At 42.8% G+C, this 17,476-nt stretch carries 6 protein-coding genes; 1 reads left to right on the top strand and 5 read right to left on the bottom strand.

Translation table 11 applies throughout. The features are described 5' to 3' along the window. Positions 1 to 24: 24 nt before the first annotated feature. The 4 genes from J3P43_RS15150 to porV all read right to left on the bottom strand — a co-directional run bounded on the left by J3P43_RS15150 (position 25) and on the right by porV (position 15,079). A complete protein-coding gene (locus tag J3P43_RS15150; RefSeq protein ID WP_255903906.1) occupies positions 25 to 3,198 on the bottom strand; it encodes a SusC/RagA family TonB-linked outer membrane protein in 3,174 nt (1,057 codons plus the stop codon). A gap of 498 nt (positions 3,199 to 3,696) precedes the next feature. Further along, on the bottom strand, positions 3,697 to 7,755 hold the full coding sequence (locus J3P43_RS15155; protein WP_255903908.1) for a hybrid sensor histidine kinase/response regulator transcription factor: 4,059 nt from the start codon (positions 7,753 to 7,755) through the stop codon (positions 3,697 to 3,699). 111 nt (positions 7,756 to 7,866) lie between these two features. Continuing rightward, positions 7,867 to 13,812, bottom strand: coding sequence for a T9SS type A sorting domain-containing protein (locus tag J3P43_RS15160; protein WP_255903910.1), 5,946 nt, complete (start codon positions 13,810 to 13,812; stop codon positions 7,867 to 7,869). Between the two features lie 82 nt (positions 13,813 to 13,894). Then, positions 13,895 to 15,079: a type IX secretion system outer membrane channel protein PorV gene (gene porV, locus J3P43_RS15165; protein ID WP_255903912.1), complete on the bottom strand. Its 1,185-nt coding sequence runs from the start codon at positions 15,077 to 15,079 to the stop codon at positions 13,895 to 13,897. 1,128 nt (positions 15,080 to 16,207) lie between these two features. On the opposite strand from porV, the gene J3P43_RS15170 reads away from it, so the two are divergent. Next, a complete protein-coding gene (locus J3P43_RS15170; RefSeq protein ID WP_255903914.1) occupies positions 16,208 to 16,369 on the top strand; it encodes a hypothetical protein in 162 nt (53 codons plus the stop codon). A 457-nt stretch (positions 16,370 to 16,826) separates the two neighbouring features. Here the strand turns inward: J3P43_RS15170 and J3P43_RS15175 are convergent, their stop codons facing one another. Then, complete coding sequence (locus J3P43_RS15175) at positions 16,827 to 17,474, bottom strand: hypothetical protein (protein ID WP_255903916.1); 648 nt, start codon at positions 17,472 to 17,474, stop codon at positions 16,827 to 16,829. Positions 17,475 to 17,476 lie beyond the last annotated feature (2 nt).

The following is a 17,476-nucleotide window of genomic DNA, read 5'->3' on the forward strand; positions in this document are numbered from 1 at the left end:
TTGTTTTTACAAATTTTCACTCGATTAAAAATTGAGATTCACACCAAACATAAATGATCTGCTTCTCGGATATGCTGAATAGTCAACACCAGGTGTTTGGTGAGTTTGACGTCTTGTTGACACTTCAGGATCAAAACCAGAATAATTAGTCAGGCGGAACAAATTATAGCCGGAGGCATAAACCCTCATGTTGTTGGCTCTAAGCTTACCCAAAACAGATTTGGGAAGTGTATAGCCTAAGGTTAGTGTCCCAAGTCTTAAAAACGATCCATCTTCAACCGCCCAATCGCTTAATACATAACGGCTCATGTAGGGAGACCAAAGCGTTGTGTTCGTGTTCATGGCTTCGAGCTCTGCAGGGTCATTACTAATTGTACCATCTGCTCGAAGGTTAGTCCATCTGGAACCGCTCGCCATTTCACCAATCATGTTTCTGGAGCTGTATTTACTGGTTGACGTATACTCAATTTTATTGGCGTTGTAAATATCATTGCCATAACTCCAGTTAAAATATGCCCCCAAATCAAACTGGAATATCCTGGAGTTGATCGAAAAGCCTCCGGTATGCAGCGGATTGGCATTACCTATTATGGTTCTATCGGTCGCGTCGATTTTGTTATCTCCATTAAGATCCTGCAATTTCATCGATCCGGGACGGATAGTACCGACTACTGCACTAGCGGTTGGTATATCGCCTTTTAACACCCAAGTATTTCCGGTGTTGCTGGCAAAATCTGAGACTTCGTAACGTCCGGCACTTTTGTACCCATATATTCCACCGATTGGCGAACCTACTTCAACAAGATAATCAATTCCGACTTCCGTAGAGGCCCAGCCAGAGCTAGCCGAATATTTTACACCACCCAAATCCATAACCTTATTCTTATTTGCGCTTATGTTCGCGTTCAAACTGAGGTCAAAGTTCTTTTTCCTGAGGGCATTCCAGTTCAGAGTCAGCTCAACTCCTTTATTTCGGGTTTCCCCAATATTTCTAAACTGAATATCATAACCCGTTCCACCTACCGGGAATGGAATCAGTAAATTTTTTGTATTGTTTCGGTACGTTTCTACGGTACCTGTCACTCTAGAATCAAATATCGCAAAATCCAATCCCAGGTTACGGGATATAGTAGTCTCCCATTGCAACTCAGCATTTGCCATCGTTTTTGACGGAGCCCAAAAGCTGTTGGTGCCGTTAACCCAGGAAGTAGTAGCATTCGCGAAAGGCTGTCTGATTACTCCTGATGGAATTGCATTGTTACCGGCCTCGCCATAACTCGCTCTTAATTTCAGGTCGCTAAGCCATGATCTGGTTCCTTCCATAAAGTCCTCAGCAGAAATCCTCCATCCACCCGAAAATGCAGGGAAATAGCCTAGTCTGTTTCCTTCGGCAAACTTTGATGAGCCGTCGGCCCGAAAAGAAGCACTTAATAAGTATTTTCCTTTGTAATCATAATTGGCTCTGCTAAAGAATGAAAGCAAAGTATTGTCGTCGGACTGGTTATTGTCAATCGAATAAGGAGATTTTCCGAATGTTGAAAAATTACGAGCCTGCTGAAAACTCATCCATTCCGGAAAACCGTGAACCACAGTAGTAAGAACCCCGCCCTGAGTTTTCACATACTCGTGCCCCAGTAACAGAGTTAGATTATGGTCGCTACTCAAGAAGCTCTTGAAATCATAATTCAAGGTATTGGTATTTCTTAAGGTGTTTCTTGTAGTATTCGCGAAAATAATTCCCGGAAGGCCTTGGAATTCGGCGGCAGGGGTATTATTGACATAATAGGTTGTAGCACCGTAAAAACGGTCTTGATCATTTCTGAAGTTATCATAACCTATTTCGGAGCGAAGGCGAAACCCTTTAAATAGTTCGTAGGTTACTGCGCCATTCAAATTGAAGGTTTTGCGCCGACCGAACTGGTCGTTGTCTGCGATCGATACTAGAGGACTAAATAAATTAAAATCAGGATCAGTATCTGTTGAAGAGGTTAGACCCGCTACAGGGAAAGGCGGATAGATCATAGCCGACTTCAAACGAGAATCCGAAGAAGACTTTTCATTCTGCTCGTTGACACCGCTTCCCTCGGTCTTTGCATCCGCATAGCGGGCGTTTAGATCTAAAGTTAGTCGATCAAACAACTTCTGATTTAGCTTAAAGTTTATGTTTTGTCGTTCAAAAGCCGAGCCTTGCATAATAGCTTTGTCTTTCACTAAGCTGTGGCTTACTGTAAATTTTGTCTTTTCGCCGCCGCCGCTGATACTTAGGTTTTGGTTAAATGTTGTACCGGTACGACCAAACACCAGATTCTGCCAGTCATTTGCCTGAACATTTGAATACAATCCTATATCCTGATAGTTACCGAAATATTTTGTGTAATCGTCAATGCTATTGTCTAATAGTGCTCTCTCATATTGCCAGGTAGCGTAATCGAGAGGCGATAAAACATCCAGTTTGTTAGCAAGCTTGCGAACTCCGGTAAAAGCGTCATAACTGATAGTGGTTGTGCCGGTTTTGCTGTTCTTTGTTGTAACCAAAACTACACCGTTAGCGCCTCTGGCTCCATAAATTGCTGTTGATGAAGCGTCCTTAAGAATGCTGATAGACTCAATATCTCCCGGAGCAATATCGGATATCGAATTTGCGGGAAAACCGTCGATGATATAAAGAGGTTCATTGCTCTGGGTAATCGATCCTCCCCCCCGCACTCTTACGGTCATTTCGGCATCAGGAGAGCCTTCAGTCGCTGAAATGCTTACACCCGCGACCCGTCCTTTAATTGCTTCTAAAGCCGATGACACGGGAGCAGCTTTAATCACGTCCGCGTCTACTGTAGCAACTGAACCGGTTAGATCTTTCCGTAGAACGCTACCATAACCAATAACTACAACTTCATTCAATTTGGTGACCTCTTCTTCTAACTTTACATTTAGCTGCGTTTGACTTCCTACCTCAACCTCGAGGTTTTTGAATCCTAAATACTTGAAGACTAGAGTCTGATTTCCTGAAGGTACATTGATTGTAAAACTTCCCACCTCATCAGTTGTTGTACCCTGGGAAGTTCCTTTAATTGTGACACTAACACCAATCAAAGGTTCGTTAGCCACATCGGTTACTTTACCCGTAATTGATTTTGTTTGCGCCTGTACTGAAAACATGCATGCATACAGTACAGAAAAGACTAGTAAAACTTTTCTCATATGTTCATTGAATTAAATTTTGAAGACGACAATTAGATTGTCCAGACCCCTTTTTGAATAATTGGTTTATTAAGCTTTTTCTCAACCGACTTTTAACGACATTTAAAGTAAGCAGACCGCTGTATTAGCAAAATCGTCCCGAAAAGATTTAGAACATCGCTCCCTAAAATGTCATTATTTTTCGTTCTCAAATATAGCTGACTGCCTTCTGTGCCGGCAGTATTCGACTACCAAATAGCGGGCTATATGTCCCAAAATGCGGGTTATATTTCCCAAAGAGTCTAATTGGTGATAAACAGACTAATTCTTAAACCACCTCCCCTATTTACAAGAGATTACGGCGATTAATAAACATACTTTTTTACAGAAGTTGGATTTTGATTTTACAGGATAACTAGAAACCTGATTATTCGATATTCTTCAATGCGAAACTAAAAATGGCTTTTATGTCGCAAAGGAGTTAGGGAGGAGGCGAATTCCAGACACCTATTCGGTCTCTTATGCGTCAATCGATCTGTCTTCACTCTTCCTTACATATTCTGTCGCATTTAAGCCAAATTTTTCACGGAAACACTTCCGGAAATGTGACAAATCCTTAAATCCAACGGCATAGGCAACTTCCGAAACGTTTAATTTTTTCTGGTCAAGGAGCTGAGCAGCCCGTTTCAGCCGGATATCGCGAATAAACTCTTTGATTGTCATTCCTGTTAAGGCAGACAATTTGCGGTACATCTGCATCCGGCTTACCGCCATTTGCTTGGAGAAAGTTTCAATATCAAGTTCCGTATCATCAATATTCTGCTCCACCACTTCTATTGCTTTTCGCAGAAACACTTCGTCAGGAGAAGTAACGGCGACATTAGATGGAGAGATGACTAATTCCCCTGCATACTTCTTTCGCATCGAATTCCGTAAGGCCAACAGGTTTTCAATTTTTGTTTGAAGTATAGAAACATCAAATGGTTTGGTAATATAGTCATCTGCTCCGCTTGATAAGCCTTCGATGGTATGTTGCTTAGAAGAAAGGGCGGTTAGAAGGATAATAGGTATATGTGAAGTATATTCATCTGCTTTCAATTTCTTGCACAATTCGTTCCCATCCATGTTCGGCATCATCACGTCTGATAAAATAATGTCGGGTAAAAGCTTCTGTGCAAGACGAAGCCCCTCAATGCCATCTGCGGCTTCTTCAACATGGAACTGGGATTCAAAGTTCTGCCGAATAAACCGTCGCACGTCGGGATTGTCTTCTATGACAAGTAGTATATTTTCTGCAAGGAGTTCACCTTTAGCTGTTACTTCTTTTTCATTAGAGCTGTGAGGATCTTCATTGATTGCTAACTCACTATCTATTTGTTCCTCATGCTCTTTAATCAATGGCAATCTAACCGTAAATTTTGTTCCCCTGCCGGACTCACTTTCCACGGAAATTTCACCATGATGCAGTTTAACTAATTCCTTGGTCAGAGCTAACCCAATACCGGTTCCACCCAAGTTTTTATCGTCTGAAACTTGAAAAAACCTGTGGAATATACGTTCCCAATGTTCCTGTTCTATGCCGATTCCATTGTCTTTGACTACTATCTCTATAAACTGATCATGACTGTCAAATGATTCGTCAGCGGCAATATTCACATAAACCGATATTGTACCATGCTTTCGTGTAAACTTGAAAGCATTAGATAGCAGGTTGTTAATTATTTTCTCCAATTTATCCGAATCAAAGTATGCCATCACGCTATCGCTATAAGCATTGAACCTTAGATGAATTCCCTTGTCGTCAGCCATTGAAGAAAACGAGCTGACGATCTCCCGAATAAAAAGAGACAAATCACCTCTCTGAAGCTCCAATCGGAGATTGTCAATTTCAAGCTTTCGAAAATCCAGCAATTGATTCACAAGCTTCATTAAAGAGTTTGCGTTCCGATGCATAATTTCCACCTGGCTTTTAATAAGTTCAGTTGGCATCTCGGAGTTTCGGATCCTCTCCAAGGGCCCGATTAACAATGTGAGCGGGGTCCTGATTTCATGGGACACATTCGTAAAAAAGCGAAATTTAATATCATTCACCTCATTTAGTTGCTTGACTTTGATTCGCTCCAAATCCAATTGTTGCTTTATTTTTTCCCGGTTAACTATAAAAGTTATAATCTGGTGAACCAGGCCTATTGCCATAAGCGCACTTAAAACTTTGAACCACCAGGTCATCCAAAATGGAGGCAGAATTTCGATTTGCACCTGTAAACCATCTTTGTTCCATACATGATCGTTATTGGCAGCAATAACATGGAAAGTGTATTCACCAGGATCAAGATTTGTATAGGTAGCGGAAGACTTAAAGCCGGATTCATTCCACCCCTTGTCAAACCCGATTAGCTTGAACTTGTACATGTTCTTTTCTGGTCTTACGAAGTTGAGTGCAGCGAAATCAAGCGTAATTATGTTATACTCGTAGGGGATACGAATCTTTTTCATTTCTGATATACTGCGATCGAGGACAGAAAATTGGTCTCCAATCTGTACTGATTTATTGAAAATCTTCAGATCGGTTAATACTACAGGGGCGCGATAATTATTTCTGGTCACTTTGGCAGGATCAAAAAGGTTGAATCCGTTTACCCCGCCAAAAACAAGCTCGCCAGTACCTAACTTAAAAGCTGCACCATAATGAAACTGATTGCTTTGAAGGCCGTCCCTCTTGTCAAAATTGATGAATACTTCCTTTTGAGGATCAAACATTGCCAAGCCGTTAGCGGTGCTTAACCATAGGTTACCTCCATTATCCTCCAGAACCTGAAAAACCTGGTTATTTGGAAGGCCATTCCTCTCATCAAAATACTTAACCGGGCCATTATCCGCACCGAATAATACCAGTCCATTATTTCTTGTGGCCAGCCAATGCCTGCCCTTAGTATCTTCGTAAAAACAGCTGCCCTGCTCCTTGAATGTCTTGATAATACCGGTGCCCGGCTTAAACTTAGCAACAACACTAAGCAATCCCAACCATAAATGGCCTTGGGAGTCTTCGCTAATCCAGGCAACCTGCTGATTTTTATTTTTTATGCTTTGATGGACAAAATCATTAGTCTCTTCATTATACAAATCGAGTCCTGCATCCGTACCTACCCATATATTACCCTTTTTATCCTTATGTAAAGCCCAGACACTGTTGTCCGATAAGCTTGATACGTTTTTAGGTTCATGCCGGAAGTGAGTAAATCGTTTATTTTTTAGATTGAAAACACTTATTCCGTCCTTGTCAGTACCTATCCAAACATTCCCTTTCCCATCATCCAAAAATGCTTTGATACCATTTCCTGAAACAGAATTGTCGTTACTAGCACCATGGGTCATGTAGCTAAAATTCCCAGTTCTTCTATTAAGTATATTTACTCCGCCTTCAGCAGTACCTACCCAGATGCTGTTTCCTGATTTATCCGCCCAGGCGGCATATACCTCATTGTTATTAAGGTATTTTGAATTATTTCCAAGCGCTTTATAATGCTTGAATATTTGCCTCCCCGGAACCATTAGGCTTATTCCACCGCGAGTACATATCCAGAGGTTTTTGCCAGCATCTTTATACACATTCAATACTGAATTGTTAACAAGAGATTTAGGTTCGTTTTCTATATTTCCAAACCAAGCAGAGGACTTTTTTTCCGTGTCATAAATATACAAACCAGCACGGCTGCCTATCCAATATAAGCCATTCTCATCCCGTACCACCGAGCGGATAGTTTGGCTCCATTCACGATTATAGTCCAGAGGTATCTTTTGAATATTGTGAGATACCGGATTGATCACAAATAGACCATTATTGTACGTGCCCACCCAAAGCATGCCTTTCGGATCTCTATAAATCTCCCATATTTCATCCCTCAATTCAGGGCGGGCAGTATAGATACGGCTGAACTTTTGCGTAGAAGGATCAAACAGATCCAGACCTGAATTTGTACCCACCCATAATTTTCCGTTTGCATCAAATTGCAACACCCTCACATAGGGGTCTGAAGGAGAAGAAGAATTGTTGGCTTTGAATGGATACCATTTTACCCACTTAGATCTTGGGTCATACACTTTTATCCCTTTATTCGTTCCCAGCCATAAACGACCATCTTTATCTTCCGCGATCGATTTCACAGATGTTCCGATAGCGGTAGCTGAACTCTTTGGCAATATATGCTCAAAAATTTCCTGTTCGCGGTTAAAACGATTCAGGCCGCCGGATTCGGTACCTATCCAAAGATTTCCTGCCTTATCTTCATATATGACCCTTGCGAGCAGTCCAGACAGGCTTGTTGAATCATTAGGGTCGTTACGAAAAGAAGTGAACTTATATCCGTCATAGCGGCAAACGCCGTGGTTGGTTGCAAACCACATATAACCCCTACTATCCTGAAATGCCTGCTGAACGGTGTTATTCTGAAGGCCATTTTCCAGTGTATAATTCTCGAAAACAGCCTGACCAGGCTGTGCAAAAGCTGCAATACTCTTTGTTAAAAGAGCTGTAAATACTGCTAAAAACAGTGCTAATTTCAAAAACAATGGCATCATCTGTTTAAATATAACTATTATAACGACCAAGTACGCATAGATTTCTCCAGACAAAGCAAATCAGGACTGGAAACATTCCAGCCCTGATTGCACCAAACTAACGCTTATGCGTTAAAGCTTAATTACCCTTTTGAGATGAGACTGTCCATCTATTTGCATGGAACATATATAGACCCCAGCACGAAGGTTCCCCATATCAATATTTAATTCATTCATTCCAGGAACAACGGCAATGCTTTTACGCAGAACTATTCTACCGTTAATGTCCATTACAAGAATTTCAGATGTTTGCGACATGTTGCCATGGAATGACAAGACAGTTTCGTTCGTGACATAAGTCGGCTTTAGAACCATATTAACCTCATTAATGCCTTTTGCAACGGTAATACCACCTTGTAAAGTCATTGCAGGTGCAGAGCTACCCGTTGTAGAAACCATATACGTACCCGACTCCACTGGTGTTCCACTGATGGTCAAGGTTTTTTTACCCTCATCCTTATGACTTGATAATCCAGCGGGCAACCCAGATAAAGCCACTCCGGTAGCGGCACCACCCCAGGTAAATATAATATTTGAAATAGCTGCACCTTTGATCACAGTTTGGTTGTGATTAGCGGTTGCTTCCAGAGTAGGATTTGCAGGCAGTACATTAATCGTTCCTTGCACAGATGCCGCTGGCGAAGCACCCCCAATCGTCGCAGCAGTATAACTGCTCGAAGATCCTGGTGTGCCGCTAACAGTCACAGTTCTTGCTGCCGCGTCTCGTGATATGGTCAATCCTGATGGCAGCCCCGAAATAGTAATATCAGTGGCACCGCCGCCCCACGTGAACACGATGTTTGTGATTGCCAGACCCTCAATTACATTCTGGGTATGATTGTTCGTAACCGCAAGTGTGGGGTTTAGAAGCGAAACCAGAACAGTTCCCTGTAAGGATACGGCGGGTGCTGCTCCTCCTATAGTTGTCACTGTATAAGTACCCGAAACGTCTGGTGTGCCGCTAATAGTCAGTGTTCTAGCGCCTGCATCCTTTGAACTCGTTAATCCTGCAGGTAATCCGGTAACCGTTACATCAGTAGCACCGCCTCCCCATGTGAATATGATATTTGAGATCGCTGTTCCTTTAACTACTGCTTGACTATGGTTGCTTGTAAGTGTCAGTGTAGGGCTTGCCAGCAGCATATTAACTGTTCCCTGCAAAGACACAGCAGGTACAGCTCCGCCAATAGTTACAACTGTATATGTACCAGAAGCCTCTGGTGTGCCGCTAATAGTCAGCGTTTTAGCACCTGCGTCCTTTGAACTCGTTAATCCTGCAGGCAATCCGGTAACCGTTACATCAGTAGCGCCGCCACCCCATGTGAACACAATGCTCGTAATAGCTGTTCCCTTAATTACTGACTGGGTATGATTGGCTGTAACAGACAAAGTGGGATTTGCAAGAAGCATATTGACCGTTCCCTGAAGAGATACGGGCGGTTTGCTACCGCCAGTAGTTGTAACAGTATAAGTCCCGGAACCAGATGGTGTACCACTAATGGTGAGGGTTTTAGCCCCTGGATTTTTCGAACTTGTCAATCCCACAGGTAATCCGGTAACAGTAACATCTGTAGCTCCTCCACCCCATGTGAACACGATATCTGAAATGGCGGTACCACTAACTACTGTTTGCTCTCTGTTGTCTGTACTTGCAAGTGTATGCAAAGGGGGTTCAACAAGTTCATTGCCCATTAGATACAAGCAGGCATTTCTCACAATGGTGACACCATCTGCCGTTACCTGGGCGTAGGAGGCGCTATTAATTCCGATCTGTATAAATTTTTGATTGATCGGTGTTCCGGATACTGTTGTACCAGCGGGTATCTCAAGTATACTCACCTGACTGACTTGTCCGCCTACGGTTGCCAACGACTGGATTGTACCACCGCTAACATTTTTGAATTGCGAGGGGTCCATATAAGTGAGACCTTTCAGGCTGCCTACTGACGATAAAATCTGTACTTCGTTACCGTTAATGAAGTTTATCCCCGCAAATATCGGGTGAGTTTTTTCCGTAACCTGTATTTTAGTGTCTGTAGCGCTTTGATTATATGCAGTCTCTGTATTCGACCAACTCCAGGCCGCAGCCGCATTTTTATATGAGTGTACTTTCATCATGACAAAGGGTTTATTAAGCCCCTTAAGCTCCAAAACACCAGGATCTTCCGAGCCTGCCACTTCACTGAATATTACCAGGTCATAAATACTGTAGTCAGTCCCTCTGATACTCGAACTCACTTCCGTAACTGCAAAATTAGGATCGCCCTTTAGTCCGGTCAGTATTTTGGTATCGTTGGTGTAAGTTGGTAATGCACCGTTGGTAACATAGGCAACTTTGTACTTAGCAGAGCTGAAAAGAACATTTACGATCGCTTCATAGCTGACAGCAGCACCACTACCGCCTATTGTGCTAATTGTAAAGGCTCCGAATAAGTTAGGCTTACCGCTGATCGTCAGTGTTTTGGCGGTAGCATCTTTAGTTGCGGCGAGTCCTGCAGGCAGAGTTGATACGGAAACATCGGTAGTGCCTCCGCTCCAGGTAAATACCATATCAGAAATCGCGCTTCCACGGTTAACCGACTGGTTAAGATCACCGGAAAAGGCGAGTGCTGCTGGAGCAATGGTTGTGAAGGTGATGGCAACTTGCTTAGTTGCTGGCAGTCCTACGCCGCCAACGGTTTTTACCGTTAATGTGCCAGGGGCAGTTGGTGTTCCACTTATTGTTAAGGTCTTAGCAACGGAGTTCTTCTCAGTGATGAGACCTGCTGGCAAAGACTCGATAGCAACATCCGTAGCCGTACCGCTCCAGGTAAATACCACAGGTTCAATAGCATTGCCCGTAAATACTTCTTGTTCAAGCTTGCCTTTGGCAGCGAGAATAGGTACCGATGGACAGTTAGAGTAAACCTCGCCGTTCTCGGTAACAAATAGTGTAGCACCTGCACCACAATCAGCATTCGTAATTGCGGCCTGCACTTGTGCAGAAGGCATGGCTATATATTCATATGTTGGTGGAACAACGGTACCATAATCGGCCGCTCCATTAATACAGTCCTGGAACTTTATACCAATGTCGCCAGGCCCCAAATCAGAGACTTTGGCAGTCGCTGGCAGGTTAAAGACCCCTCCTTCGACGTAAACCCTGGTACCGAAAGTCCCCGCAGTAATGCCAATAGCATCCGCCGTTTCAGGACTATTCCAATAACAATTCAGTAAATGGATTTCTGCGTTTCTGGCGCGCACCATCCTGGCCTTTACGCCCGGAGCCCACCAGCAGTTTTGCCAGGTAGTACTATAACGTCCATCAGCAGGGGCATCTGAATCACTTCCCCCAATAAGATTTGAAAAACGGTGATCTGGGGACCCTCCGGGGCCGCCGGCTCTTGGTGCTTTGAGATAAGTAAACTTACACCATGAAACCGTAATACTGTCAGAGTCGCCGGAATTGTCAAAGTTTCCGTCAGTTCCGTCCTGAAACTCGCAATGATCTACCCAAATTTTATACCCTCCTTTGTTCGATAACAGGTCATATCCATCAACGTCATATGCTCCGGGACCTTCAAAGGTGAGGTTCTGAATAATGACATTTCTGGAGCCCTCTGTAAGGAAAAATATACCAGAACCAGACTTTGTCTGATCCAAATTGATCAGTCTGGCGCCAGGCAGACCTATAATGGATTTATTAGAAAAAACACCCGATATCCTGTTTGTAGTGATCGTACCAGAGACGAGGATAACTGATTTACTACCGTTAATAGCGTCTGCAAGCTCGGCTGCTGTTCTTACTGTGACAGTGTTTTCTGGTGTGGGAGTACCGCCGCCAGTAGTACCTTCCGCGTAACCTATCGGTTTTGATAGCTTTGAAGAAACAGGAGTATTAAATGTAATCTCGTCGCCATATACGGTGCCAACACTGTTGGTCGCATAGGCCCTTACAAAATATTTAAAGTTTTCGGTCAGACCCGTAAGGGTCCCTGAATGAAAACCTGCACCAGTGCCCAAAACGGCCTTGTTATCAGCGACAGTTGGTGTCCCAGTGGTATTCCAGCATAATCCCAACGTAGTCATAGCGTTACCATCGTTGGTGATCGTTCCACCACCAACTGCCTTGTATGAGAAGACGCTTGTGATAGGAGCCGTAGTTACAGCGGGAAGTGCCACGGCACCTGTGCTAAGCTGCTTTACTTCGCCATATGATGTACCGGCTATATTTACCGCATAAGCGCGATAATAATAAGTGGTATTCGGTGTAAGATTTATAAGAGTACTTGTGAAAACACCTGGTCCGGTGCCATCTGTGGATTTGCTATCGGCAGTAGTTGGAGCCCCTGTGGTATTCCAACACACTCCCCGCTCGGTAATGGGAGCACCGCCATCATCTGTAACATTTCCCCCGCTGGTAGCCAGTTCACCTTTCACATCTGTTGCAGCTGTTGTTGAAAGCACCGCAGGTGTGGCTGCAACCGTTGTAAAAGTCAGTTCATTTCCATAAGCTGTACCCGCCCTGCTTGTTGCGTATGCACGAACATATATCAATGTTCCGGCAGGCAAGCCAGTTAACGGACTACTAAACGCGCCTATTCCTGTTCCAGCCGGCACTTTATTGTCTGCGATAATAGGTGCAGTTTTCGTATTCCAAACTACACCTCGTTCAACTAAAACCTTCGAACCAGCCGCGGTAATTTCCCCGCCAGTAATTGCAGTATTCTTATTTATATCAGTGACAGCAGATGTAGTTAAGCTGGGTAAAGTCCCGGAAGGAAAAACTGTAACTGTGATATTATCTATATCTGTATCACCTCCACTGTTATTTCCGATTCTTAGCTGATTGACGCTTCCGCTGTTAATTTTAACCACTATTTTCTCGCCTCTCACGGTTTCTATATCCTTTAGCAATGACCAGGTTGCCCCTCCATTGCTGGAAGTGTAAATAGTTAAGGTACGATCGCCGCGACCTTCGTAAAAAGACAATTCGGAGACACCATCTTCCAGAAGTGGCGTAGTTACGTAAGCCCCTCCTTTTAGTACACGAAGCGCGCTCACAGATCCATCTGTAATATAAAGAGGAGAAGTTGAACGGTAGGCATTGAAATAGGTCCAGTCGCCCTGACCAGGCACATTAATTGTTACAGGGCTCGTTGGCTGTGAGGTAGGAAAGTGTGAATTATCATTGAACGGCTGGGTCCAGTACGCAACAGGAGCATCAGCTGCACGGGTAGTAAAGGGTACTACAAGTCCATAACTTATTCCGTCTGGTGTTTGGGCATAAGCTTTCACATAATAGGTCTTTCCTATTTCCAAACTACTTATCGTTCCAGAAAATGTCCCTGTAGTGCCGGGTATCTCCAGTTTATTTGAATTTATATCCGGCGAACCTGTTTCATTATAAACAATTCCCCGAGCCGTAATGGTTGTAAGGTTTTGTGAAATAATGTCCCCGCCAACAACTGCAGAAGTTTGTGTAACATCCACTGGCGTAGCCGTTGTCGTAGAGACTCCCGGAGCTCCGGCGCTGGTAACCAGTACATTGTCAATATAAAGACCACTGTTTGAGTTGGATGAAAATCTGACATACCTCACTGCCGGATTATTAATGGTCACGGTTCTTAGTGTCCATGCCGCGGTAGAGGCGTAACTGTCTACAGTTACCCATGTTGTCTTATCCACAGACGTTTCCACAATAACCGTCCTGCTACTTGTTCTGATGGTGTGATAGGTGAGCACACCAGCACCGTTATCCAGGCGCGGCGACATTAAGGCCGCTGTTTTGTTTTTAAAAAGAAAGCTAAAACTCCCTTCAAAAGCAGCTACCGCATTGCTCTGCACGTTATCCCTGGCGGCAGTCCAGGTTCCTGTAGAAGAAGGAATTTCGGTAAAGGTGCTGGGGGAATTGGCCCAGATGTTACCCTCGAAACCTTCTACACTATAAGTGTACGATTGGCCATAAAGCGACTGTACACCCAGGATAGAGAATAAAATGACTAAAACAAGATGTAGTGATCGTAGAATTTTTTTCATAATACAATTGGTTAATTTCAATGTTGTTATTAAGCCCTGGCATGCAACACAAATTCTTCACCGGGCGTCTACCTCTAAAATGTTATTTATCTGAAGTTTTGGGTTTGCCGTCGAAATTGAAAAGGATTCCAAAACGGATGGCGTTCGATAAGGGATTTTGATTATTACTATTTTCTGTAGGGACTACATAGGAAAAATTTAAACCAAAATCATTGTATTTAAGGCCGGCACCAAGAGTAAAATATCTACGATTCCCTTTGGTCTTGTCCTCGAAAAAATATCCGGCTCTGAGTGCAAACTGTTCTTTATACCAGTATTCGGCACCTGTCGAAATCTGCAGTTCTCTCAGTTCTTCTTTTCCGCCGCCTGGAGCGTCGCCGAAAGAGCTGAACCAGCTGCCAACTATTCCCTTGTCTCTATAATCGGCAATTTGCTCTGCCGTTGGAGGATTGCCTTGTGCATCACCTACAGGGGGTGTTGGAACAAGTAATTTATTCAGGTCAAGCCCGAAAGATAGTTTGCTATTTTCATCCAAGGCCTTAGAATAAGAAGTACCAAGTCCGAGGTTAGCAGGGATATATTCATCTCTCGTCTTATCTGAAGTGTAATTTATTTTAGTTCCTAAATTTGTTAATGTGGCTCCAAAACTCCATCCCTCACTGCTTTGAGTTAAACCGGAGTAAAAAAAACTAATATCCCCGGCGACAGCACTACCTGACTTGTAGCTGGTTCCAGTATTACTGGCGTCTCCTTTTGCCAGGCTCGAATTAATGTACCGCATTGCTACTCCCAAGCCGACTTTTTCAGACAACTTCCGTGTATAACCTACATCAATAGAAAATTCTTGCGGATTGGTGGCTCCAATATCCTGCCCGTTTTCATTCACCAACTGGATATTCCCAAGGCTGAAATATTTAAACGTTGCAGCAACTGCCTGTTTATCGTCTAATTTTTTATACCCCGTAGCAGAAGTTAGATATACATCATTAAGTCCTAATTTTTTCAACCAGGGCGTGTAGGTAAGAGATGCTCCGATTGGTCTTGTATTAAAGGAAGTCTTGGCAAGATTCCAGAATGCTGAACTAGCATCAGGAGATGTCGCGATACCTACTTCGCCCATACCCCCGGCCCGCGCATCTGGAGCAATGCGAAGAAACGGAGCTGCACTTGTAACTACATTTATCTTATTATCCGACTGCGCATACAGTGTACTAGAAACACTAAATGCAAATAAAGTAATAGTGAGTTTAAACGTTAATCGTTTCATTCGTTGATTTTTGGCTTTTGTCCGTGACATGGCGTAATAATATTTGATAATTGGTTTGGTGCAGGGCCTTGCTACCCAGGTTATAATTGCAATAATTTGCACTACAAATGTAGGTCAAGATTGAGGCTGTACCACTATATCCGCCTGCCAAATAGCGGGCTGTGTGTCCCAAAATGCGGGGTATATTTCCCAAATGACTATTAGTTATTTCCGCATAAGTCTCAGATAGTCTCTTCATGCACATAGCGTTTACATACCGTGTCATTCCAAACATGATTATAGGATACTAATAATAATTTCCTGCGGGTATCATGTTCAATGAATAATATGGAGCCTGAAATAATTAACGTCTTATTGACTAACGCCCAATTGATCACAGTCGGCCTTTTTTGGTCCTTCTAAGTCTGTTGTTTTTCGGGTTCGTGTTTATCTTTAACAGGTCGTGATTAATCGTAATTTTGCTTGCAAATTCAGATGTGTATAGTTGCTATACTCTTGCCGTTTGCGAACTAAAAAGTCTGGGATAATTTTGATTTGTGCTCAAAGGAGTTTCATAAGATATTAAAGGGTTTGAATTATATGTGGTAAGAAATGCGGCAAAAGAGCCACTCTTCTCTATTTGCAGGAAGCGGGTGAGGTAAGCATGGACAAACCGGCTTTCCTGCTGACCTAATTGAAAGGAAAGCTGGCGATACATAAGAGATGATAGCACGTGACGAAATTGGGTATTAAACCTAAAGAAATCGCCCCCCCCCTTAGATATAACTATCCCAGAAAATAAACTAACGCTTGCGATCTATCTATCCACACCAGAGGTTGAAAATGATCGAAAAGCACTAAATGTTGTTCATGGAATGCGAAGAGCCAGAAAATGAGGACGGCGGATGTCCCAAGCACCTATTGTTTGTAAGAATGCAAAGTTAGAGAATGGGAAAAAGGCTATTGTTCCAATGAGCTAACGGCAACAATAATTAAACAAGCCTTTGAAAGATTGCATCTGGTCAATTATCCACAGAGCAATTTGGAAGGTGTCGAGGGAAAAATGGGTTAACCTGTGGAAACGGCAGATTTCTTCTGGCAATGCGAAACCCTGTTTATTGCGTTAAATCTTCATCGACCAATTTAAGGATGAAAAAAGCCATATCCTACCGGGCCTTCCTAAAGCCATTTTTCAGAACGCGATTCAACGGGCTCAAGATGCAATGGACGGACGGAAAAGACACCAGGAACGAACACTCTGTCTCAGGATGGATGCGATATAATCACGCCGGACTGAACGAATATATTTAATATGGCTAATAACAACTATGGGTCCCTAAAGCATAGTTCAGTCATCCTAAAGAAATATTTTTCATTATCAGAGGTGTTTTTGTGCAAATTTTGTGCACATAAAAAAGCCCCACTAGGGCAAGCGGGGCTAACTACTTGATTATAAAGCTCCCGAAGCTGGGCGCTTTTCGAACCATTTTATGGCAGATTTAAACAAATTATCAGCTATAGCAATTTAAGTCTTCATCAAAACACAGGTATTTTCACTTCTAAGTTCGCAGCGTTTATTATGGTTCAAAAGTTTCGTTTAACAAATCGGGTTGAGAGAGTTTAAACACTTTTCTAAGAGAGAACAGCTGTTAAGACTCATCATTAGACCCGTGATTAAAGGTGCAACAAAGTTTTCGTCTACCCGCAGAGTCCCGGAAAACGGAGACTCTGCGGGTAGGAAAATTCGAGCGAACAACAACTAGGACAGTTACAGAACTTCCTTGAAACTTTCCTGCATAAGACGGTAAACCCGCTGGTTTTTTTGCTTTAACTCATATAATTCCGCCGGCATCTTTTTCGGTGGATGTGGACCATCAAAATAAAAAAACCAAAAGCCCTTTATTTCTTTATCGGTCCGTTTTTTCAATAATTCACAGAATGATTCAATATCTGCTTTAAGTTTAGCTTGCATTCCATGCTTAAAGTGACTAACGCCATCAGCATACCATTTTCCATTACTACTTATATCGATGATTCGATTATAATACATCGTTTTTTCGATTTCCTCTAATTTAAAAAAGGCTTCAATATAAATTAAAGATTCATCATATAACGGACCTGGTTGAAAATCAGCGCCCATAGGCTCTTTGTCCGTATAACCAAATAGACCATTAAGCAATACAAATGAACTTGGGAAGGAATCAAAATACTGTTGTTCAAACATTTTGAAAGAAGAAGAAGACAACCTCTTGTACGCTTTCTTAAGCTGTTCTGCTTTATGTTTTAAATCTGATTGTTCTTCTTGAATATGTTGATTCTCGTGAACATTCGATTTATTAGCTCCCTTTTGAGTTGTATTACTTATACAGCTAAGAAACAGGTTACAAAATACTATTGTTGCTAAAAGCTTTGCCATAA

Source organism: Paradesertivirga mongoliensis (assembly GCF_024436395.1).
GTDB classification, from domain to species: Bacteria; Bacteroidota; Bacteroidia; order Sphingobacteriales; family Sphingobacteriaceae; genus Paradesertivirga; species Paradesertivirga mongoliensis.

Bases quoted from the DNA above. Each gene is read 5' to 3' on its own strand.
- J3P43_RS15175 (WP_255903916.1), bottom strand. From the start codon at position 17,474: ATGGCAAAGCTTTTAGCAACAATAGTATTTTGTAACCTGTTTCTTAGC.
- J3P43_RS15155 (WP_255903908.1), bottom strand. From the start codon at position 7,755: ATGATGCCATTGTTTTTGAAATTAGCACTGTTTTTAGCAGTATTTACA.
- porV (WP_255903912.1), bottom strand. From the start codon at position 15,079: ATGAAACGATTAACGTTTAAACTCACTATTACTTTATTTGCATTTAGT.
- J3P43_RS15160 (WP_255903910.1), bottom strand. From the start codon at position 13,812: ATGAAAAAAATTCTACGATCACTACATCTTGTTTTAGTCATTTTATTC.
- J3P43_RS15150 (WP_255903906.1), bottom strand. From the start codon at position 3,198: ATGAGAAAAGTTTTACTAGTCTTTTCTGTACTGTATGCATGCATGTTT.
- J3P43_RS15170 (WP_255903914.1), top strand. From the start codon at position 16,208: ATGAAAAAAGCCATATCCTACCGGGCCTTCCTAAAGCCATTTTTCAGA.